Annotated in this window: 14 protein-coding genes, 1 tRNA gene and 2 rRNA genes; 9 read left to right on the forward strand and 8 right to left on the reverse strand. The window is 60.2% G+C overall.

All coding sequences use genetic code 11. The annotated features are described in order from the left end of the window. Positions 1 to 25 precede the first annotated feature (25 nt). Positions 26 to 664 (reverse strand): class I SAM-dependent methyltransferase, encoded by a 639-nt coding sequence (locus tag QD461_RS22800; protein WP_414089781.1) that lies wholly within the window; start codon positions 662 to 664, stop codon positions 26 to 28. A 145-nt stretch (positions 665 to 809) separates the two neighbouring features. On the opposite strand from QD461_RS22800, the gene QD461_RS22805 reads away from it, so the two are divergent. From QD461_RS22805 to QD461_RS22845, 9 genes are all read left to right on the forward strand, one after another. Further along, a complete protein-coding gene (locus QD461_RS22805; RefSeq protein ID WP_414089782.1) occupies positions 810 to 1,484 on the forward strand; it encodes a response regulator transcription factor in 675 nt (224 codons plus the stop codon). Continuing rightward, positions 1,481 to 2,860 carry a sensor histidine kinase gene (locus QD461_RS22810; RefSeq protein ID WP_414089783.1) on the forward strand — a complete coding sequence of 460 codons (1,380 nt, stop codon included), beginning with the start codon at positions 1,481 to 1,483 and terminating at the stop codon, positions 2,858 to 2,860. The genes QD461_RS22805 and QD461_RS22810 overlap by 4 nt, the downstream gene beginning before the upstream one ends. Positions 2,861 to 3,082: 222 nt before the next feature. Further along, positions 3,083 to 4,285, forward strand: a complete 1,203-nt coding sequence (locus QD461_RS22815; protein WP_414089784.1) for a hypothetical protein — start codon at positions 3,083 to 3,085, stop codon at positions 4,283 to 4,285. A gap of 117 nt (positions 4,286 to 4,402) precedes the next feature. Next, positions 4,403 to 5,077, forward strand: coding sequence for a response regulator transcription factor (locus QD461_RS22820; RefSeq protein WP_414089785.1), 675 nt, complete (start codon positions 4,403 to 4,405; stop codon positions 5,075 to 5,077). Next, entirely contained in the window at positions 5,074 to 6,411 is a 1,338-nt protein-coding gene (locus QD461_RS22825; RefSeq protein ID WP_414089786.1) for a sensor histidine kinase, read from the forward strand. The genes QD461_RS22820 and QD461_RS22825 overlap by 4 nt, the downstream gene beginning before the upstream one ends. A 265-nt stretch (positions 6,412 to 6,676) precedes the next feature. Continuing rightward, positions 6,677 to 7,303 (forward strand): outer membrane protein, encoded by a 627-nt coding sequence (locus QD461_RS22830; protein ID WP_414089787.1) that lies wholly within the window; start codon positions 6,677 to 6,679, stop codon positions 7,301 to 7,303. Between the two features lie 252 nt (positions 7,304 to 7,555). Continuing rightward, the gene (locus tag QD461_RS22835) at positions 7,556 to 8,683 is read left to right on the forward strand and encodes an efflux RND transporter periplasmic adaptor subunit (RefSeq protein WP_414089788.1); all 1,128 of its coding nucleotides are present in this window, start codon (positions 7,556 to 7,558) and stop codon (positions 8,681 to 8,683) included. A 9-nt stretch (positions 8,684 to 8,692) separates the two neighbouring features. After that, on the forward strand, positions 8,693 to 11,821 hold the full coding sequence (locus QD461_RS22840) for an efflux RND transporter permease subunit (RefSeq protein ID WP_414089789.1): 3,129 nt from the start codon (positions 8,693 to 8,695) through the stop codon (positions 11,819 to 11,821). After that, positions 11,818 to 12,090: a hypothetical protein gene (locus QD461_RS22845; RefSeq protein WP_414089790.1), complete on the forward strand. Its 273-nt coding sequence runs from the start codon at positions 11,818 to 11,820 to the stop codon at positions 12,088 to 12,090. The genes QD461_RS22840 and QD461_RS22845 overlap by 4 nt, the downstream gene beginning before the upstream one ends. Before the next feature lie 114 nt (positions 12,091 to 12,204). On the opposite strand, the gene blaOXA is transcribed toward QD461_RS22845, so the two are convergent. The 7 genes from blaOXA to QD461_RS22880 form a co-directional block, all read right to left on the reverse strand. Beyond that, positions 12,205 to 13,008, reverse strand: coding sequence for a class D beta-lactamase (blaOXA, locus tag QD461_RS22850; RefSeq protein ID WP_414089791.1), 804 nt, complete (start codon positions 13,006 to 13,008; stop codon positions 12,205 to 12,207). Positions 13,009 to 13,019: 11 nt separating this feature from the next. Next, the gene (locus tag QD461_RS22855; RefSeq protein ID WP_414089792.1) at positions 13,020 to 13,757 is read right to left on the reverse strand and encodes an SIMPL domain-containing protein; all 738 of its coding nucleotides are present in this window, start codon (positions 13,755 to 13,757) and stop codon (positions 13,020 to 13,022) included. Between the two features lie 38 nt (positions 13,758 to 13,795). Next, entirely contained in the window at positions 13,796 to 14,167 is a 372-nt protein-coding gene (locus QD461_RS22860) for a hypothetical protein (protein ID WP_184709706.1), read from the reverse strand. Between the two features lie 199 nt (positions 14,168 to 14,366). Further along, positions 14,367 to 15,278 (reverse strand): sterol desaturase family protein, encoded by a 912-nt coding sequence (locus QD461_RS22865; protein WP_414089793.1) that lies wholly within the window; start codon positions 15,276 to 15,278, stop codon positions 14,367 to 14,369. Positions 15,279 to 15,942: 664 nt separating this feature from the next. Further along, positions 15,943 to 16,019, reverse strand: a tRNA-Met gene (locus tag QD461_RS22870). A 194-nt stretch (positions 16,020 to 16,213) separates the two neighbouring features. Then, positions 16,214 to 16,328: ribosomal RNA gene (rrf, locus tag QD461_RS22875) — 5S ribosomal RNA — on the reverse strand. 192 nt (positions 16,329 to 16,520) lie between these two features. Next, positions 16,521 to 16,736: ribosomal RNA gene (locus QD461_RS22880) — 23S ribosomal RNA — on the reverse strand; the annotation flags it as partial.

Raw genomic sequence — 16,736 nt, forward strand, 5'->3', positions numbered from 1 at the left:
GCGCCAGCCTTCGCGCCTCGCGCCGTCAGTTGCTAGGAGCACCGAGTTCCGGGCGCGGTGCGCCATTTGCCACGCGGCGATAGAGCGTCCCGCTAGGCCAGCTCGGTGCGCGCGTGATCCGATAGACCGAAGCCGGCGGCAGATTGAAGAAAGTTCCCCCTATTCTCTCCGACCGCAGGCCAAGAAAGTTCAGAACCCCGTTCGACACGGGACAGCGGGGGCCGTAGGTAAATTGGTAGAAAGCGCCCGTTGGCCCCAGGCAGCGAAATGCGCCTTGCATGATCCTGACGACGACGCCTGTCGGCATGGACAGCACGCCGAGGCCGCTCAATACAGCTCCGGCGCTGTCCTCCACCATCTCGGCGGAATCGGAGACATCGGCGGCGTTCATCTGCAATACGCGTGCTGTCGGAAACCGCTGCTTCAACAACGCCGCAAAATCCGGATTGAGCTCGACCAGGGTGATGTCATGCTCGGCCACACCGCGATTGCGCAATGCGTTGGTAAAAACGCCGGTGCCGGGGCCGAGCTCGATCACGCGGCCTGTCGCCGGCGTGATCTCACTCGTCATGAGCCTTGCGAGCGCGCGGCCGGACGGCGCGACGGCCGCCGTGCGAAGTGGAGCCATGGCCCATTGGCGCAAGAAAAACAGGCTGTCCTTCATAGTCTCGGTTCATCCCTTGTCTGCTGATTGTTTCCCACAAGGGTTTGGACGGAACACCTGATGCGTGCATTGCTTCGAAACGTCATGTTGTCGCAATGTGGCGCAGGCAGGAAGCGCGTTTGAAAAATGGCGAAGGGATAGACCGATGCGGCTCCTTGTGGTCGAAGACGAGCCGGAGATGGCGACTGCCCTGCAGTCGGCTTTGCGCAGGCACGATATGATCGCCGACCATGCCGACGGGCTGGCGGTTGCCATGGAGATGATCCTCGCCGGGTCTTACGATGCGATCATCCTCGACCGCGGGCTTCCCGATGGCGACGGCCTGTCGCTGATCCCGAAGATAAGGCAACACAGGGCGAGCATTCCGGTGATCGTGTTGACGGCGCGTGGACGTCTTGCCGAGCGCGTCACCGGTCTCGACAGCGGCGCCGACGACTATCTGGCCAAGCCCTTCGCCTTCGAGGAACTGCTAGCGCGGCTGCGCGCCGTGATGCGCCGGCCCGATCACCTCAGGCCCATGGCCGTCAAGCTCGGCCGCCTCACGCTCGACCTCGACCATCGCGAAGCGAGGGTGGAAGACATGCGCTTCGACCTGCCGCGGCGCGAGCTTCTTGTGCTTGAGGCGCTGATGCGGCGCGCGGGCCGGATGGTGCCGCGCGAGATCCTCATGGAAGCGGTCTTCGGCATGAGCGACGAGGTACAGTCCAACACGCTCGACAGCCATATATCGCGGCTCCGGCGCAAGCTTACGGACGCCGATGCCGGCGTCACCATCAACGGCGTGCGCGGCGTCGGTTACATGCTGATGGAGCAGATATGAAGGGGACTACCAGCCGCTCCCTCAAGTGGCAACTTATCCGGCGACTGCTTATCCTCCAGAGTCTGATCCTCTTTCTCGTTCTCGGCATCATGTTCTTCAGAGGCGATCTCTTCGCATTCCGTTCGATGGATGGAACGATAGAGGCAGTTCGCCATTCCGTTCAGCGCGATGCAGCCGGCGCGTTGCAGCTCCGCGACACGCCGGAGCTGACCACTTTGAGAGCAGCCGAGCCGGCCCTATGGCTCATCATCACCGACACCCAGGGAGCGGAAATCTCGGAGGGCCCCGTCCCCCCGATCTTCAAGCGCATCAGCACCGTGCTGCCCGGCATCGGCCAAGCCCGCTTCGGGTCTACGACCGACGGTGCCGCCATGAACCGGCCGGAGGCGCGCATGCGAACGGTTTATTCCCCGGCCGGCGAGATACAAATCCTGACGGGAACCGAGGGTAAGGCTCCGCCGTTGATCGTTGCGCTTGGGCTCGTGCTCGTGTTTATCAAGATCGGGTTGCCGATCATGATCGTCATCGTCCTCGGCATTCTGCTGGCGACGCCGCTTGTCGTGCGCAGCGCGGTGGCCGGCATTGCGAAAGCCGAAGAACAGGCCGCCCTCATCGATATCAGCCAGCGTGGCGTGCGGCTGGAGACGGCAGGCACGCCTCCCGAGATCGCATCACTCATTCGCGCCGTCAACGACGCCCTCAGTCGGCTGGACGAAGGCTATGAGCGGCATCAGCGCTTCCTTGCCGACGCCGCGCACGAACTGAGGACGCCCATCGCTATTCTCGGCATCCGGATCACCGCGCTGCCGCCGACGCCTGAGCGCCTGCAGCTGGTTGCTGACGTGGCGCGGCTGACGACGCTGACCGAACAGCTGCTGGATATCGAGCGGCTCGGACGGGATATTGCCGAGTTCAAGCCCGTGTCGCTGCTGGATCTCGGCAAACGGGTGGTGAGCGACATGGCGCCGCTTGCCTTTCCAGCAGGCTACGAGCTCGATCTGATCCACCACGGCTCCGACCATCCAATCCAGGGCGACGAAGCGGCGCTCGGACGAGCGTTGGCAAGCCTCATTCAGAATGCCATCGATCATGGCGGCGGGCGCGGAACGATCAACGTCCACATCGCCCCCGGCATCATGGAGGTGTGCGACGACGGTCCCGGTATCCCGCCTGCCGAACGTGATCGCATCTTCGAACCATTTTATCGGTTGAAGCCACGCTCGCGCGGGACCGGCCTCGGACTTCATCTCGTCCGGCAGATCGCCGAGCTGCACGGCGGCAGCGTCAAGGCCGGGGCCAGCAGGACCGGCGGCGCGCGATTGACGATCAATTTAACTTCGTCCGAGCGAACGATCTCTTCGGTGAAAATGGGCTAGTCAGGCCTATTCCGGGCCTAAATTGACCACGACCGAGCTCTCCAAAGAAACTTAGACGCCCGTAATGTTACCGCAAGGCAGCGCCCCCAACCTGAAGACCTCAAGCATTTCCGCCCCTGTTTGAATCGCGGACATGCGTAATCTTGCTGCTTTTCGCATTCCAGCTCGAGAACCGATGCGTTGTTCCGCTGGAAATATTTTAGAGATCATCGGGGTGATACCGTGCTTCAACGACTTCAGCGCAATGCGCGATGGCCCTTCATCGGGCTGCAGCTCAGCAATGTGGCCCTGAATTTCAGCCACGCTTTTGCGACCGTCCTCTACCCCTGGATCATGTACGACCTGACTGGCAGCGTCGTCTACATGGCCCTGATGGTGTGCATGAACGGGGTCGTGCTTCTGGTGGGGATGGCTTTCGGCGGCTACGTGGCCGAGTGGCTCGGCATACGCTATACCGCGCTCATCTCCGCCAAGATCGGCGCGTTGACGTCGCTGCTGGTCGCCGCTCTCTACACGGCCGACCTTCTGAGCCCTGGCGTGCTCATTCTCCTCGGCCTTCTGAGCGCGATCCTCGACGGTCCGGCAACGGTCGCCACGGAAGCGAAGGTGCCTGAAATTGCGCGGCTTTCGGGCCTTTCGCCGACCAATGCCAATTCCATCGACGACATGATCGATGGCCTGGTGCTCCTCACCGCTTCGGCTGCAAGCGCCTTCATCATCGCCGTCATCGGTGCCAAGGACGCCGCCTGGTGGATCGCGATCTGCAACTTCGCCGCCATGGCACTGCTGTCCCTCAGCCTGCCGAATTTTCGGTTGCGGCCAGCCCCACGTCTGCGGGATATCATCGCGGCGGGGCGGCAGTTTCGCGGCCTCGCCGTCTCGCTGCCGCTTGCCTTGTGCGCAAGCGCGGCGCTCGGCTTCTTCATGACGCTGCAGATCTTCCTCGTGCCGGCCGCCTTGCGCCTGCAGGGTGCTTCGATCGCCTGGCTCGGCATCTTCATCGCAGCATCGGCAACCGGTACGATCATGATGAACCTGCATCTGGCTTCCCGTCAAAGCGCGCCCCCGGCGGCATCCATCGTTTCGCGAGCGCTCCTCGGGCTGGCATTCGCGGCGGGCCTGATGTGGGTCGAGATTTCTCCCTTGACGATGATGCTGGCGGGCTTGGTTGCCGGACTGGCGAACGGCTGGCTCTCGCCCGCATTCGTCACGATCCTGCAGGTCAAGGCGCCACGCGGTCGCCGGCCCTATGTGATGGGGTTTTCCTATTCGGTGGTCCTGCTATTTCTGCCGCTCGAATATCTGCTGACGGGCACGGCAATCGGCCTCACCTCGTTTCGCACGACCTGCACTCTTCTGGTGCTCCTGCTGACAATGGCGGCGGCGGTCAGCGCTGCCTGGCTGGAATCCATGGAAAACGATTAGCCGGGAAACATTCAGCGTTGAGTCGTGCGAGGCAATAAAATCCCATTGCGCGCAATGATATCGTAATGTTCATCGCTATGTCTTGAACGACATTGGTCGGTTTGGATGAGGGAAAGAATGCGCCTCTTGCTCGTGGAAGATGAGCCGCAAATGGCGGATGCGCTCGCAACTGCCTTGCATCAATATGACATCATCGTCGACCATGCGCTGACCTTGGATTTCGCCAGAAGCGCCGTCGCCGAACATGTGCATGACATGATCGTGCTCGACAGGCAGCTGCCCGATGGCGATGGCCTGGAACTGATCCAGCATCTGCGATCGATCGGCGCAACGGTGCCGGTTATCGTGTTGACCGCGCGCGGCTCGCTTGCGGACCGAGTGAACGGGCTGGATCTTGGAGCCGACGACTATCTTGCCAAGCCTTTCGCTCTGGAAGAGCTGCTCGCACGCATCCGCGCCCTGATGCGCCGGCCTGCAAATGTCGCGCCGATGGTCGCCAGGCTCGGCCGGCTGGAATTCAGCCTCGACAACAGGGAGGCCAGAATCGCCGGCAAGGTGCTCGACCTGCCGAGGCGCGAGCTTCTCGTTCTGGAAACATTGATCCGTCGGCAAGGTAGGACGGTTCTACGGGCCGCCCTTGAAGAGGCAGTCTATGCCTTCGACGACGAGATCCAGTCGAACGCGCTTGATTCGCATGTATCGAGGCTTCGCAAGAAGCTGGCGGACGCGCAGGCCGGTGTCGAAATTCACGGCATTCGAGGGGTCGGTTACCTCTTGAGGCCGGTTATATGAAGCTTCTCACGTCGAAATCGCTGAAGCGCCGTCTGATCGCTCAGCTTCTGCTTTTCCAGGTCGGCATTCTCTTTCTGTTCAGCGTCGCCTTTGTCGCCTACCTGCTGCAGGTCGGTGAGGGTATCGTTCTTTCCGATCCCGCATTTGCCGATGCCGCTGCAAACGCCATCGAACGCAAGGCCGACGGCCATCTCGTTCTCAACGAAACGGAGGAGCTCACCAAGCTCCGGCAGCATTCCACCAACTTCTGGTTCGTCGCCCGCAGCGAGAAGGGCGAGATCATCCAGACGGGCGATGTGCCGCCGGTCTATGCCGTCATGGCGCAGCATCTGGACAGCATCACCTTTGCCGACATCAGGGATACTCAGGCGCCATTCACGTATCTTGCGGTCATTCGCCGCTCTTCTGGGCCTGCCGGCGATTTCATCGTGCTTGGCAAAGGCGATGTGCTGAGCATGACCTATGCCATCCTCCTTCTCTCCAACCTGCTGATGGTGCCAATCCTTGTCCTCCTGGTCATCATCACGGTCATCGCCATTCCATGGATCGTGAGCCGGGCCTTCTCGCGGCTTTCCACCATCGCGAAGGAAGCGGAAGCTATCGATATCGACCGGCGCGGCTACAGGCTGCCGGAGACTGGAATTCCCAATGAGGTCGTACCGCTCGTCAACGCCATCAACGGTGCCCTGCAGCGGCTCGATGAGGGCCATGAGCGTCATCAGCGGTTCATTCTCGATGCGGCGCATGAGCTGCGCACGCCGGTCGCCATTCTGCAGACGCGGGTGGAGACGATAGCAGAAGGGCCGATCCGCAACCGGCTTCTGTCGGATGCAAGCCGCATCGCGGCGCTTGCCGAGCAGTTGCTCGACCTGCAACGTCTCGATGTCATGCGCGAACGATTCACGCCCGTCGATCTGGTGGACATATGCCGCAACGTTGCCGCCGACATGGCGCCCCTGGCCATCGCCCAGGGCTATGACCTTTCGCTGGAAACGAGACTCGAGCATCTGGTCATCCAGGGGGACGCCGGCGCGCTGCAGCGTGTCGTCTTCAATATCGTCCAGAATGCCATCGAGCATGGCGGCGGCAAGGGAACCATCACGATCAGGATCGTGCAACCCGCGAACATCGAAATCACGGACGAAGGTCCGGGCATACCGGCAGGCGAACGGGAGCGGATCTTCGAACCCTTCCATCGTCTGCATGCGCATGAGCACGGGGCCGGTCTCGGGCTCAATCTGGTGCGGGAAATCATGCAGCGTCACGGTGGCCAGGTTGTCGCCTCGGACAATCCGCGCGGCGGTGCATGCTTTCATCTTACCTTTCCACTCTAGGGCCGAACGCTCGAGCCTTCCTTAAAAATAAGTTAAATATTTCCGTCCAACTCCATAAAAATACTAAATAATTTTTCAATATTTTCAAATCCTGCAATGTAGCCGCAATTCTCGTGAGCAAAATGACATGCATCTCCTTGGACCAGTCCGTTCCCAAGACGGATGGCACCGGAGAGCAGCAGGGACCGGTTTCCGGTTCTCCAACACAAACTGAGACCCTTCGAGCGCCAAGGGATGGCAAATGGGTTTCGTATGGAGTTTACCAATGTCGCTCAGCGCAAAATCGATTCTGTTCGCAGCTCTGACCATTACGGCAGCGACCAATGCATCCGCCGCCGATTACAATTATCCGGCACCGGATAACAGCTACGAACGCCCGCCGTCCTTCCAATGGAGCGGCGCCTACTTCGGCGCGCATGGGGGTATCGCCTCACCGAAGCTCAACCCGTTCTCCGGTGGCAAGGGCTTCGCCGCCGGCGTGCAGGCCGGCTACAATTTCCAGGTCGGCCCCGGCATCATCGGTGCGGAACTGGAAGGCTCCTATCTCGGAAATGCCGAGGTGCGTGTGCCGAACGGCCGTCTGGAAGAACGTTTCCGCGGCGCCGCCAAGGCCAAGGCCGGTCTGACCTTCGACCGCACCTTCGTTTACGGGACGGCGGGCCTGACGATGACCAAATACGAAGGCGGCAAGGGCATTTCCGGCCCGAGCGGCTGGAAGCAGGGTTACCTGCTCGGCGCCGGCGTCGAACAGGGCTTCGCCGGCGGCCTCTCCGCCAAGCTCGAATACAACTATGTCACGACCAACGATGTGACGACTTATTCGGCCAGCGGCAAATCAAAGACCGATCTGCATGACCATGTCATCAAGGCCGGCCTGAACTACCGCTTCTAGAGCCGGATGATTTTAGGTCCGCTAGATCTAAAATCTGAATCCGCTCTAGAATCAAAGAAGTAGAGCATGATGTCGTCCGAAAGCCGTACACACTTTTCGGCACCATGCTCTAACCGGACAAGGTCCGTAGAGGTCGGTGCACCTTTCACGCGGGGCGCGCCTGACGGAGAGCGGCGACAGTCGACCGATCAAACCCCGAGTCGGCCGACTCGCCGCTCTCGCTTTCGAGACGCCTGTACAATGTTGGGTTCCATGACGAGCCGTGTCGCGAAAATAACGATCACCCTCACGTTCATAGCGTTGGGGATCACGAGTGCCGTGATTGCACCGGCGAGCCGTGACGTTCGCGGCTCGGCCCAGGCAGAACTGACGCCTCCGGCGAAGACGATCGAACTCGCTCCGATGGAGGTGACGAAAGTTCGCCGGCAAAGCTATACGCAGGATATTCGTATCAACGGTTTCATCCAGCCTGCCCGCCGCGTGACGCTGACCGCGAGATTGTCCGGCACTCTGGCCTCAGTCGATGCCGACGTCGGGACGGCTGTTCATGCAGGCGACGTCATAGCGCGCTTCGATACCGAAACGCTGACGCTTTCGCTGAACAAGCTGGTCGCAACCACGGAAGCCAAGGCGGCGACGATCCTGCGCGCGCAGAAGGATCTCGAACGCACTCGCAGCCTTGCCGCCACCGGCGGTGTCGCACAGGCGAAATTGACCGAAGTCGAGACCAATCTCGCGGTGCTGAGAGCCGAACTGCGCGCCCTTCAGGCCGAAGAGGCCGAGGCACGGCGGGCGCTGGACGACGCGGTTGTCGCCGCACCTTTCGATGGCATCGTCAACGCCCGCAAGGTCAATCCGGGCCAAGCCGTGTCGGTCAATACCGAGCTGTTCGAGATCGTCGATATCGCGCAACTGGATCTGGTGGCGCTCATTCCACCGCAGGAGAGCGCCGAGCTTTCCATCGGGCAAACGGCATCCATCGAGATCGAAGGGCTGCCAGAAAAGTTGCTATCGGCCCGGCTCGACAGGATAAGCCCAGCAACGATAGACAATTCGCGCTCGCTACAGGCCTATCTCAGGCTCGATCACGCCATGCCCGGCCTTCGCGGTGGTATGTTCGGCCACGGCATGCTGCAGATTGAGAAACACACGAATATTCTCGCAGTCCCTGTCGCCGCGGTCATCAAGGACGGCGGAGAAGCCTTCATCCGAACCATCGTCGACGGCGCGATACGCCGGCAAGCCGTCACTCTCGGCTCGACCAAGGTTGGTGAGGATCTGGTCGAGATTCGCTCGGGATTGAGTGAAGGCGATGTCATCATAGCCGTCCCGCTCAAAGACGCCTCCAACGGCACCTCCGTGAAAATCGCGGAACGCTGAGGGCCATCAATGCTTCTAGCCCGTATTTCCATTCAGCAGCCCGTTTTCGCGACGATGGTCATGGTTGCCATCGTCGTGCTTGGCGTGACAGCCTGGTCGCGCCTACCCGTGGACCTGCTGCCTTCGATCGACCTGCCGACCGTGGTGGTCTCCACCAATTTCGATGGGGCATCGGCGCTGGCTATCGAGCAGCAGGTCAGCCGGCCTATCGAAGAGAGCATCGGCGCCATCGCCGGCGTCAAGAAGGTCACGTCACGCTCCTCGACCGGCAATTCGCTAGTCATTGCGGAATTTACGCTCGAGACGCCGTCGCGAGCAGCAGCAGACGAGGTGCGAGATCGCATATCGCGCCTGCAGGACGCGCTTCCCGACGGCGCGGATCGGCCGATCGTGACGCGCTTCAATCCGCAGGATGCGCCGATCATGTCGCTCGCAGCCTTTTCGTCGGAAACGTCGCTCAGCCGAATGACGAAGATCGCCGACACGACGATCGTGCCGCGCTTGCGTCGCGTACCGGGCGTCGGCCAGGTGACCATTGTCGGCGGCAGTGAAGATCAAGTGCGCATCCAGCCCGATCCGGCAAAGCTGCAGTCTTTCGGCATTCCGATCCCGACCGTCATTGAAGCTGTACAGCGCGCAACACGCGACAGCGCCATTGGCTCCATCGTCTCCTCGACGCGCGAGCGCAGCATCACCGTCAGCGTTCAACCGGGCAGCGTCAGGGACTTCGCCGACATCGTCGTCACGCAGGACAGCGCCGGCCGTGCCATCCGCCTCTCGGAAGTCGCCGACGTGATGGAGGCCGGCGCCGATCCGAAGAGCCGCGCCTGGTTCAACGGCAAGCCGGCGCTCGGCCTCGATATCAACAAGCTGGAAGGTGCAAACACCGTCGAGGTCGCGCAGGGTATCGAGCGGGAACTGGCCCGCCTGAGAAAAGATGACGCTCTGCGGGATATCGGCATCGTCGTGTCGCAGGACAGCTCCCGAACGATCGTCGGGCAAATCGGCGATGTGCAGAGAACGATCATCGAGGGTGGCGCGCTGACGATCGTCATCGTCTTGCTGTTTCTCAATTCCTGGCGCTCGACCATCATCACCGCGCTCACCTTGCCTGTTGCGGTCATCGGCACCTTCGCCGCTATGGCCGTTATGGGCTTCAGCCTCAACCTGATGACCATGCTGGCTCTGTCGATCTGCATCGGCATCCTGATAGACGACGCCATCGTCGTGCGAGAGAATATCAGCCGTCATGCGGCCATGGGCAAGGATAGCAAGCGGGCAGCGCTGGACGGCACATCGGAGATTGGCCTTGCGGTGCTCGCCACGACACTCTCCATCGTTGCCGTTTTTCTTCCCGTCGCCTTTATGGGCGGCATTATCGGCCGGTTCTTCCTCCAGTTCGGCATCACCGTTTCCGTCGCGGTTCTGATCTCGCTCTTCGTGTCCTTCACGCTCGATCCCATGCTGTCCAGCGTCTGGGTCGACAATTCCTCATCGGGAAAGAGAGGGCGCCTTCAGGCGATCCTCGACCGCTTCGACCATGGCTTCGAACGCGTTGCGCAGCGTTACGGCAGGGTTGTCGGCTGGTGCCTCGGGCATCGTGGCATAACCTCGATCTGCGTCGCGGCATTGTTCGTTGGAGGGCTCTGCCTCGTCATGAAGATCGGTACGGAATTCGTGCCGAAATCGGATCAGGGCATGGTTACGGTCGGCCTTACCTTGCCTGAGGGTTCGTCGGTCGAATATACCGCCGCGAAGATCAGGCAAACCGAAGCCATCCTGCGGACGTTTCCGGACATTCAGGATCTCTATTCCACGGTGAATAGCGGCGATGGCGCCAATACCAATGAGGCGAGAATTGCCGCTTCGCTGGTGCCCTCGGACAAAAGAACGATGACGTCAGTCACCATCGCACCGAAGCTGCGCGATGCGTTGAGCCCCGTTGCTGGTGTCACCATTGAGGTCGGGCAGCCGGGAGATGGCACCGGCTCGGGGTCAAAAACGATCCAAATATCCGTCCAGGGCGGCGACCTCGACGTACTTGAGCGCCTGTCGCGGGATATGAAGGCCAAGCTTGCCAAGATCAAAGGGTTGATAGACCTTGAATCCTCCGCTGATAAGAAGCGCCCGATGCTCATGATCCGGCTTCGCACGGTTGAGGCGGCCGATCTCGCAATTTCCACGGCGACCATCGAGCGCAACCTCCGGCCGCTAGTGGCAGGGGAAAAGCTGACGAGCTGGGCGCATGGCGGCGCCGAATCCCGCTATGTCGCGATTCGGCTGCCGGAAGCCGGTCGCCGAACCATTGACGATCTCAAACAGATTCCCATCCCTGTAGAACGGGCGGGCGCGACCGGCCCGGCGACAACCGTGCCATTGTCCCAGGTCGCGGATGTCACGGAAACCATGGCACCACAAACGATCGTCCGCCGCGACGGCGACCGCGAGGTTCGTCTCTCCGCAAATCTGAGCGGGCAGCCGCTCGGTACCGTCGTCAGCAATATCCAGATGGTCATCGCCTCGACGAGCCTGCCGGCGGGCTACCGCATCACTATCGGCGGCGAGGCCGACGACATGATGGAGAGCTTCGGCTATGCGGTGCAAGCGCTGGTCCTGGCCATCGTCTTCATCTACCTCATCCTTGCCTCGCAATTCGGCTCCTTCATCCAACCCATCGCGATCATGACGAGCCTGCCTCTTTCGATCAGCGGCGTACTGCTCGGTCTTCTTGTAACCGGCTCGACCATCAACATCTTCTCGGTGATCGGCTTCATCATGCTGATGGGTCTGGTGACGAAGAACGCCATCCTGCTGGTAGATCATGCCAATAAGCGCCGGCTGGAGGGCGCCAGCAGGCGGCAAAGTCTGATCGAGGCCGGCACGGTCCGGTTCCGTCCGATCGTCATGACCACCTCGGCCATGATCATCGGCATGATGCCGCTGGCGTTGGGTTTCGGCGAGGGCGGACAGGAGCGTGCATCGATGGCTCATGCGGTCATCGGCGGCCTGGTCTCCTCAACGGCACTGACGCTCGTATTCGTGCCGGTCGCCTTGTCCTTGATCGAAAGCTGCAGGACAATGCTGCTGAAGAAACGTGAACGTCCGGAAACCGAACGGTTGAAGGATGCAACAACATGACGAGAAACGACCCCTGGTTCCGCGTCAAAGCCTATGGTTTCGGTGCTGGCCTGCCTTGCCGCTGGCAGGGCTGGGCGGTGCTCGCGATCTATCTCGTGGCCATCGTCATGGTGGCCGTTTTCGCGGGGCCTTATTCGGTTAGCCATCCGATCCACTATGCAGTCGCAATCTTCATTCCGACGGCGCTGGTGCTGCTGATAAGTTGGTGGAAGAGCGATGCCCCATGGCGGTGGCGCTGGGGTGAAGCCAAAGACGATGGCAATCGTTGAGGCCAACGCCTTAGGCTCGCGGGCAACCGCCCGTGTCGTCTCGAACGCCTACAAAAAAGCATCGGGTCGTTTCCTGCCCGGATGCTTGGAATCACAATGATTAAAGAGAAGCACCTATATACCGTCGGGCTTTGAGAAGAGGTCCGCCAGGATCGCATCGCGCGCCCGTTTTCCGGCCGAACCCGGTATCTTTTGTTCCTCCCTAATCAGGCGAGCAAAGACGATTTTACGGTCTCCCTTGGTCGCCCATCCGACGAACCAGCCATACATTTTGTAGCGATCATTCCGGATGCCGATGCGCAAAGCGGACATGGCGCCGGTCTTGCCGAAAGCATGCCAGCCGGATTGCCGTACTCCATAGTCGGCTATCTTTGCTGTCATGTCGTAAGCGACGTCGCTGACTCCGAGCTCACGCCGCACCATTTTGCGCAGGAACACGAGTTGCTCGACGGGGGAGATCTTCAAGGACGACCCGAGCCAGGCATGGGTCAAACCATCATGCTTGCCGGGATTACCTGATACGTCGCGATTGCCATAGCCAAACTGCTGAACGTAGCTTTGAAATTTCGCTGGGCCGAGTGCCTCCGTGAGGCGCTGAGAATACCAGACGATGGATTTTTCCATCCACAGGCGCGGGCCAGCACTGTCTTCCCATGTCGTCGGCCAATCGGAGTAACCCTTCACATAGGGCCATACTGGTTTGGCTTCGTCCACCAGAACATGAGCGTCATAGCCCATCAGGCTCAGCGCCAGCTTGAATGTGGACGCGGGGGAGAGTTTGCGGTCGCAATCCCCTTGTTTTAGAAGGGTTTTGCCGCTTGCGACATCCTCGACGATCGAGCAGATCGTCTCGGCATGCGACGTGGCAGGAAATGCTGCGAAAGCGGCGGCAACGACGAACAGGCATGCGGGCTTCATGAGTTCTCCATTCATCTTGCAGCGAGATAAGACACCGCAACCCGTGCGGTGACGACATTCTTGCCAGATACGACGGGTACGCCGCCATCCATGCTGGCCGAGCGCATCCTCACCTCCGGCGAAGCATAGGGGAATACTGTTGCTGCCGGCTGATCCTCGATGGCGACGATCGGTCCAAGCTTGAGACCGGAAGCCTGTGCTATGGAACCGGCGCTTTTCGTTGCAGCGGCAACCGCGATCTTGCGCGCCTCATCGACCGCTCGGGCCACGTCGTCGACAACGAAATCCACGGAGCCTCCCTCGTTGACACCGTTCTTCAGGGCGATGTCGAGGACGTTGCCGACCTCGGACACCTTGCGCACGCGGACCAGAAGCGTGTTCCTGGCATCATAGCCGGCGATGGTGGAGGATGGCAGGGTGCCGTCAGGCCTCGGTGTGAAGTCGAAGCGCGGCGTGATCTGAAAATCAGCGCTCTGAATGTCATCTCCGTCAATACCAGACGATGCGAGCGAGGCGATGAGCTTCCTGGTCGCTTCCGTAGAAGCCGAAACCGCTTGGTTTGCCTCGCTCGCCTGACGCAATACCGTCAGGCAGATAACGGCGAGATCCGGACTGCGAAGAACCTGCCCCTCACCGACGACACGAATGAGGCCGGCACTCTGGGCCAGCTTTTCCTCGGCGTGCGCCGGAGCGGCGAGAGCGATGGACAGTAGCGCCGAAGCGGCAGTGATAAAGGACGCGCGTCTCATTTCCTGAAATGCTCCAGCTGAAGGGGTTGCGGTCAGGCTCATTCGCACTCGAGCGAGGGCTGGCGGAAGCTGGTGACGTACCAATCCGAACCGGAGCTTCGGGTGTAGAAGGTGTAAAAGCATTCGGTGTGCTCGACATAGCCTGGTGTCTCCGTGGTTTCGAAGCGCCGGCCGTGGCGTGTTTCCCTGATCTCGCCGCTGGACTGGCCCGGCATGACCTGCGTCTTCTGCTTACGCCACTGGTAGGCGCGCTCGCCGGGGCGCAGATTATAGACATTGTCGGGCGGGCCATAATCAAGCATGACGCTGCTGATCGGCGCGCCGATATAGCTCTTCATGACTTGTGAGGCGCAGGCCGAAAGAGTTAGCAGTATGCCAAGCGCAGCAGCGCCGACCGGGAGCCGCTTCATTCCAGAATGGTTCCGCTGCCCGTCTTTTCGCGAAGCTACTTCACCCTCTGGTTTCTTACGCATTCCAAACGGAAAACCGCCGCGCACTTTTCCCGGAAATGCTCTATTGGCAGACATCAAGAACGTCCTTTGCAACTGGAGATGATCGCAAGCAGCGGGGTACGTCCCAGGGATTACGTGAGCATTGCGCGCCGCGGCATCAGCCGTTTTTTGTCGGCCGACCGAGGATCTGCCGGACACCATCCTTTCTGAAGGGCTGCGCCAATTGGCCCAGGAAGCTTCTCGCGATCTGGCCCCGAATACCAATATCGGTCGAGGACGGCCGATCCGGATTGAAGTAGGTGCCGAACAGAAGATCGAAGAACACGACGTTCTCCCCGTAGTTCGTGTTGCCTTCGCGAATTTCCTTCGAATGATGCCACCGGTGTAGGCGCGGCGTGCTGAAGATATAATCGAAGAAACCGGTTCTCATGTCGACATTGCAATGGGTGAGAATGCCCATGAACGCCGTGACGGCGCCGAGCCACAGGAACACCGGGAGCGGCGCGCCGAGAAGGAAGAGCGGAAGCTGGCTGAGCGCGACCTTGAACAGCGAATCGGCGATGTGAAAGCGGCCGGTATTGATGACCCAAAGCCGCGTGACGCTGTGATGCAAGGCATGGAACCGCCAGAAGAAAAGCCTCTCATGAGCAATGCGATGCGACCAGTACAAGCCAAATTCGGCGATCAGAACACCCATTGCGACCTGCAGCAACATAGGAATGGAGGTCGGCCAGAGATTCAGCTGCGCACCCGTGAACGGTAATAGCAGGATTGCCGTGTACATCGGGAAGACGGCGCCCAATAGCGCCATCAGTTGCACCAGGCCCTTGGTCAGAAGCGTGTGAGCGATGTCATTTGCCATTTCTCCGTCTGAGATCAGCCAGCGCCGTTCGTATGGGATATAGCGCTCCAACAGGAAAAGCAGCAGGACTTCGCCGGCATAGACGAGAGCAAAAGCGAACATCGGCCGCTCGCTGGCGAAAGCGAAGTAGGTACACAGAAGGCCGGAAAAGAACACCAGCGGCCAGGATGAGAGGGACAGAACCGCCTTCATTGCGTGTCCAGCCATTCCAGCAGTTCGCGGCAGCTTCTAGGCCGTCCGTCGCTGAAACGCCCGTCGGTGCAAGGATTGACGCGGGGGGTCTCCCGCCGCTCATAATGGTCGACTGGCCGGGGATCCCATCGATCATGGCGCAATGCGCGCGTGATCTCGGTGCAAGTCCGCGGCCGCCCATCGCTGACGCGGCCATCCGTGCAGGGGTCGTATCTGTATTGAACCGGAAGAACCGTCGGCTTGTGCAAGGCTGGGCTCGCCTGCGCCCCCATGCAGTGTCCACCGGTCAGTAAGACACATGCCAACAGAAAGGATAATCGCATACCATCCGCCTTCGATCGCTATTGCGGCGGCAATCTCGGCAGGCTGCATTGCGGGAGCATTGCGCTGTTGCGAAAAAACGAAGCGGTCCCGCATCGGTCGGTGTAAAGGCATAAAGGTCTGCGCGAAAGCGAATGTTTGCTTGGTTTTTCTCGCGGTGAGCCAGCATATAAGTCAGCGTCAGGTTGGCCACACTCTAGATGGTTCATTGTGACTTGCGCGAGGGCGCCATTTTTGCGCTTGTGGCTGACTTCGACAAGATGGAGGTATCTGCGCCCTTCGCTTTTCGTAGGGCCGATGCTCTATCGCCGGGAGCGCGTTTTGTGTTTGGTTTTATCCGGCAGCTTGGGAAGTGTTTTGGTTGCGGGGGCAGGATTTGAACCTGCGGCCTTCAGGTTATGAGCCTGACGAGCTACCGGGCTGCTCCACCCCGCGTCACCAGCGTAAACCCGAAGGGTTTATCGTGAGTACCCTTGTCCTCATATTTCGGGGGGCAAGGGGAGAAGTGTTTTGCTTTCGGAAGCGACAAAGGCCGCTTGTTAGCGGCCTATTGTAACACGGCCTAAGCCGTTTGTGTGATGAGAAGATTGTTAGCCTCATTTGTATGAGACTGAAGTTGCGTTTAGCAGACCTGGCAGCGACCTACTCTCCCGCGTCTTAAGACGAAGTACCATGGGCGCAGGGGCGTTTCACGGCCGTGTTCGGAATGGGAACGGGTGCAGCCACCCCGCCATAACCACCAGGTCGGCAAAGCGCAACTTCGGGCTAAACCGCGCCAGCGGTTTATGCCCTATGAGAAGCTGGTGAGGCCAGAAGCCTCGTTTTGTCTTTATGAACACGCCTTTGGTTTGCTCACGCCGCATGAATGCTTCGCATTCAGCGGGGGATAGGCATGAATGCTTCGCATTCAGCCTGAGATGAGCACTGGCAATGGGAACGATCAAGCCAATCGAGCTATTAGTACCGGTAAGCTTCATGCGTTGCCGCACTTCCACACCCGGCCTATCAACGTGGTCGTCTTCCACGGCTCTGATAGGGAACACTCGTTTTCAGGTTGGTTTCCCGCTTAGATGCCTTCAGCGGTTATCCATTCCATATATAGCTACCCTGCTATGCCCTTGGCAGGACAACAGGTCCACCAGAGATATGTCC

Origin of the sequence: Rhizobium sp. BR 314 (assembly GCF_047445805.1) — a bacterium.
Taxonomy (GTDB): domain Bacteria; phylum Pseudomonadota; class Alphaproteobacteria; order Rhizobiales; family Rhizobiaceae; genus Rhizobium; species Rhizobium lusitanum_B.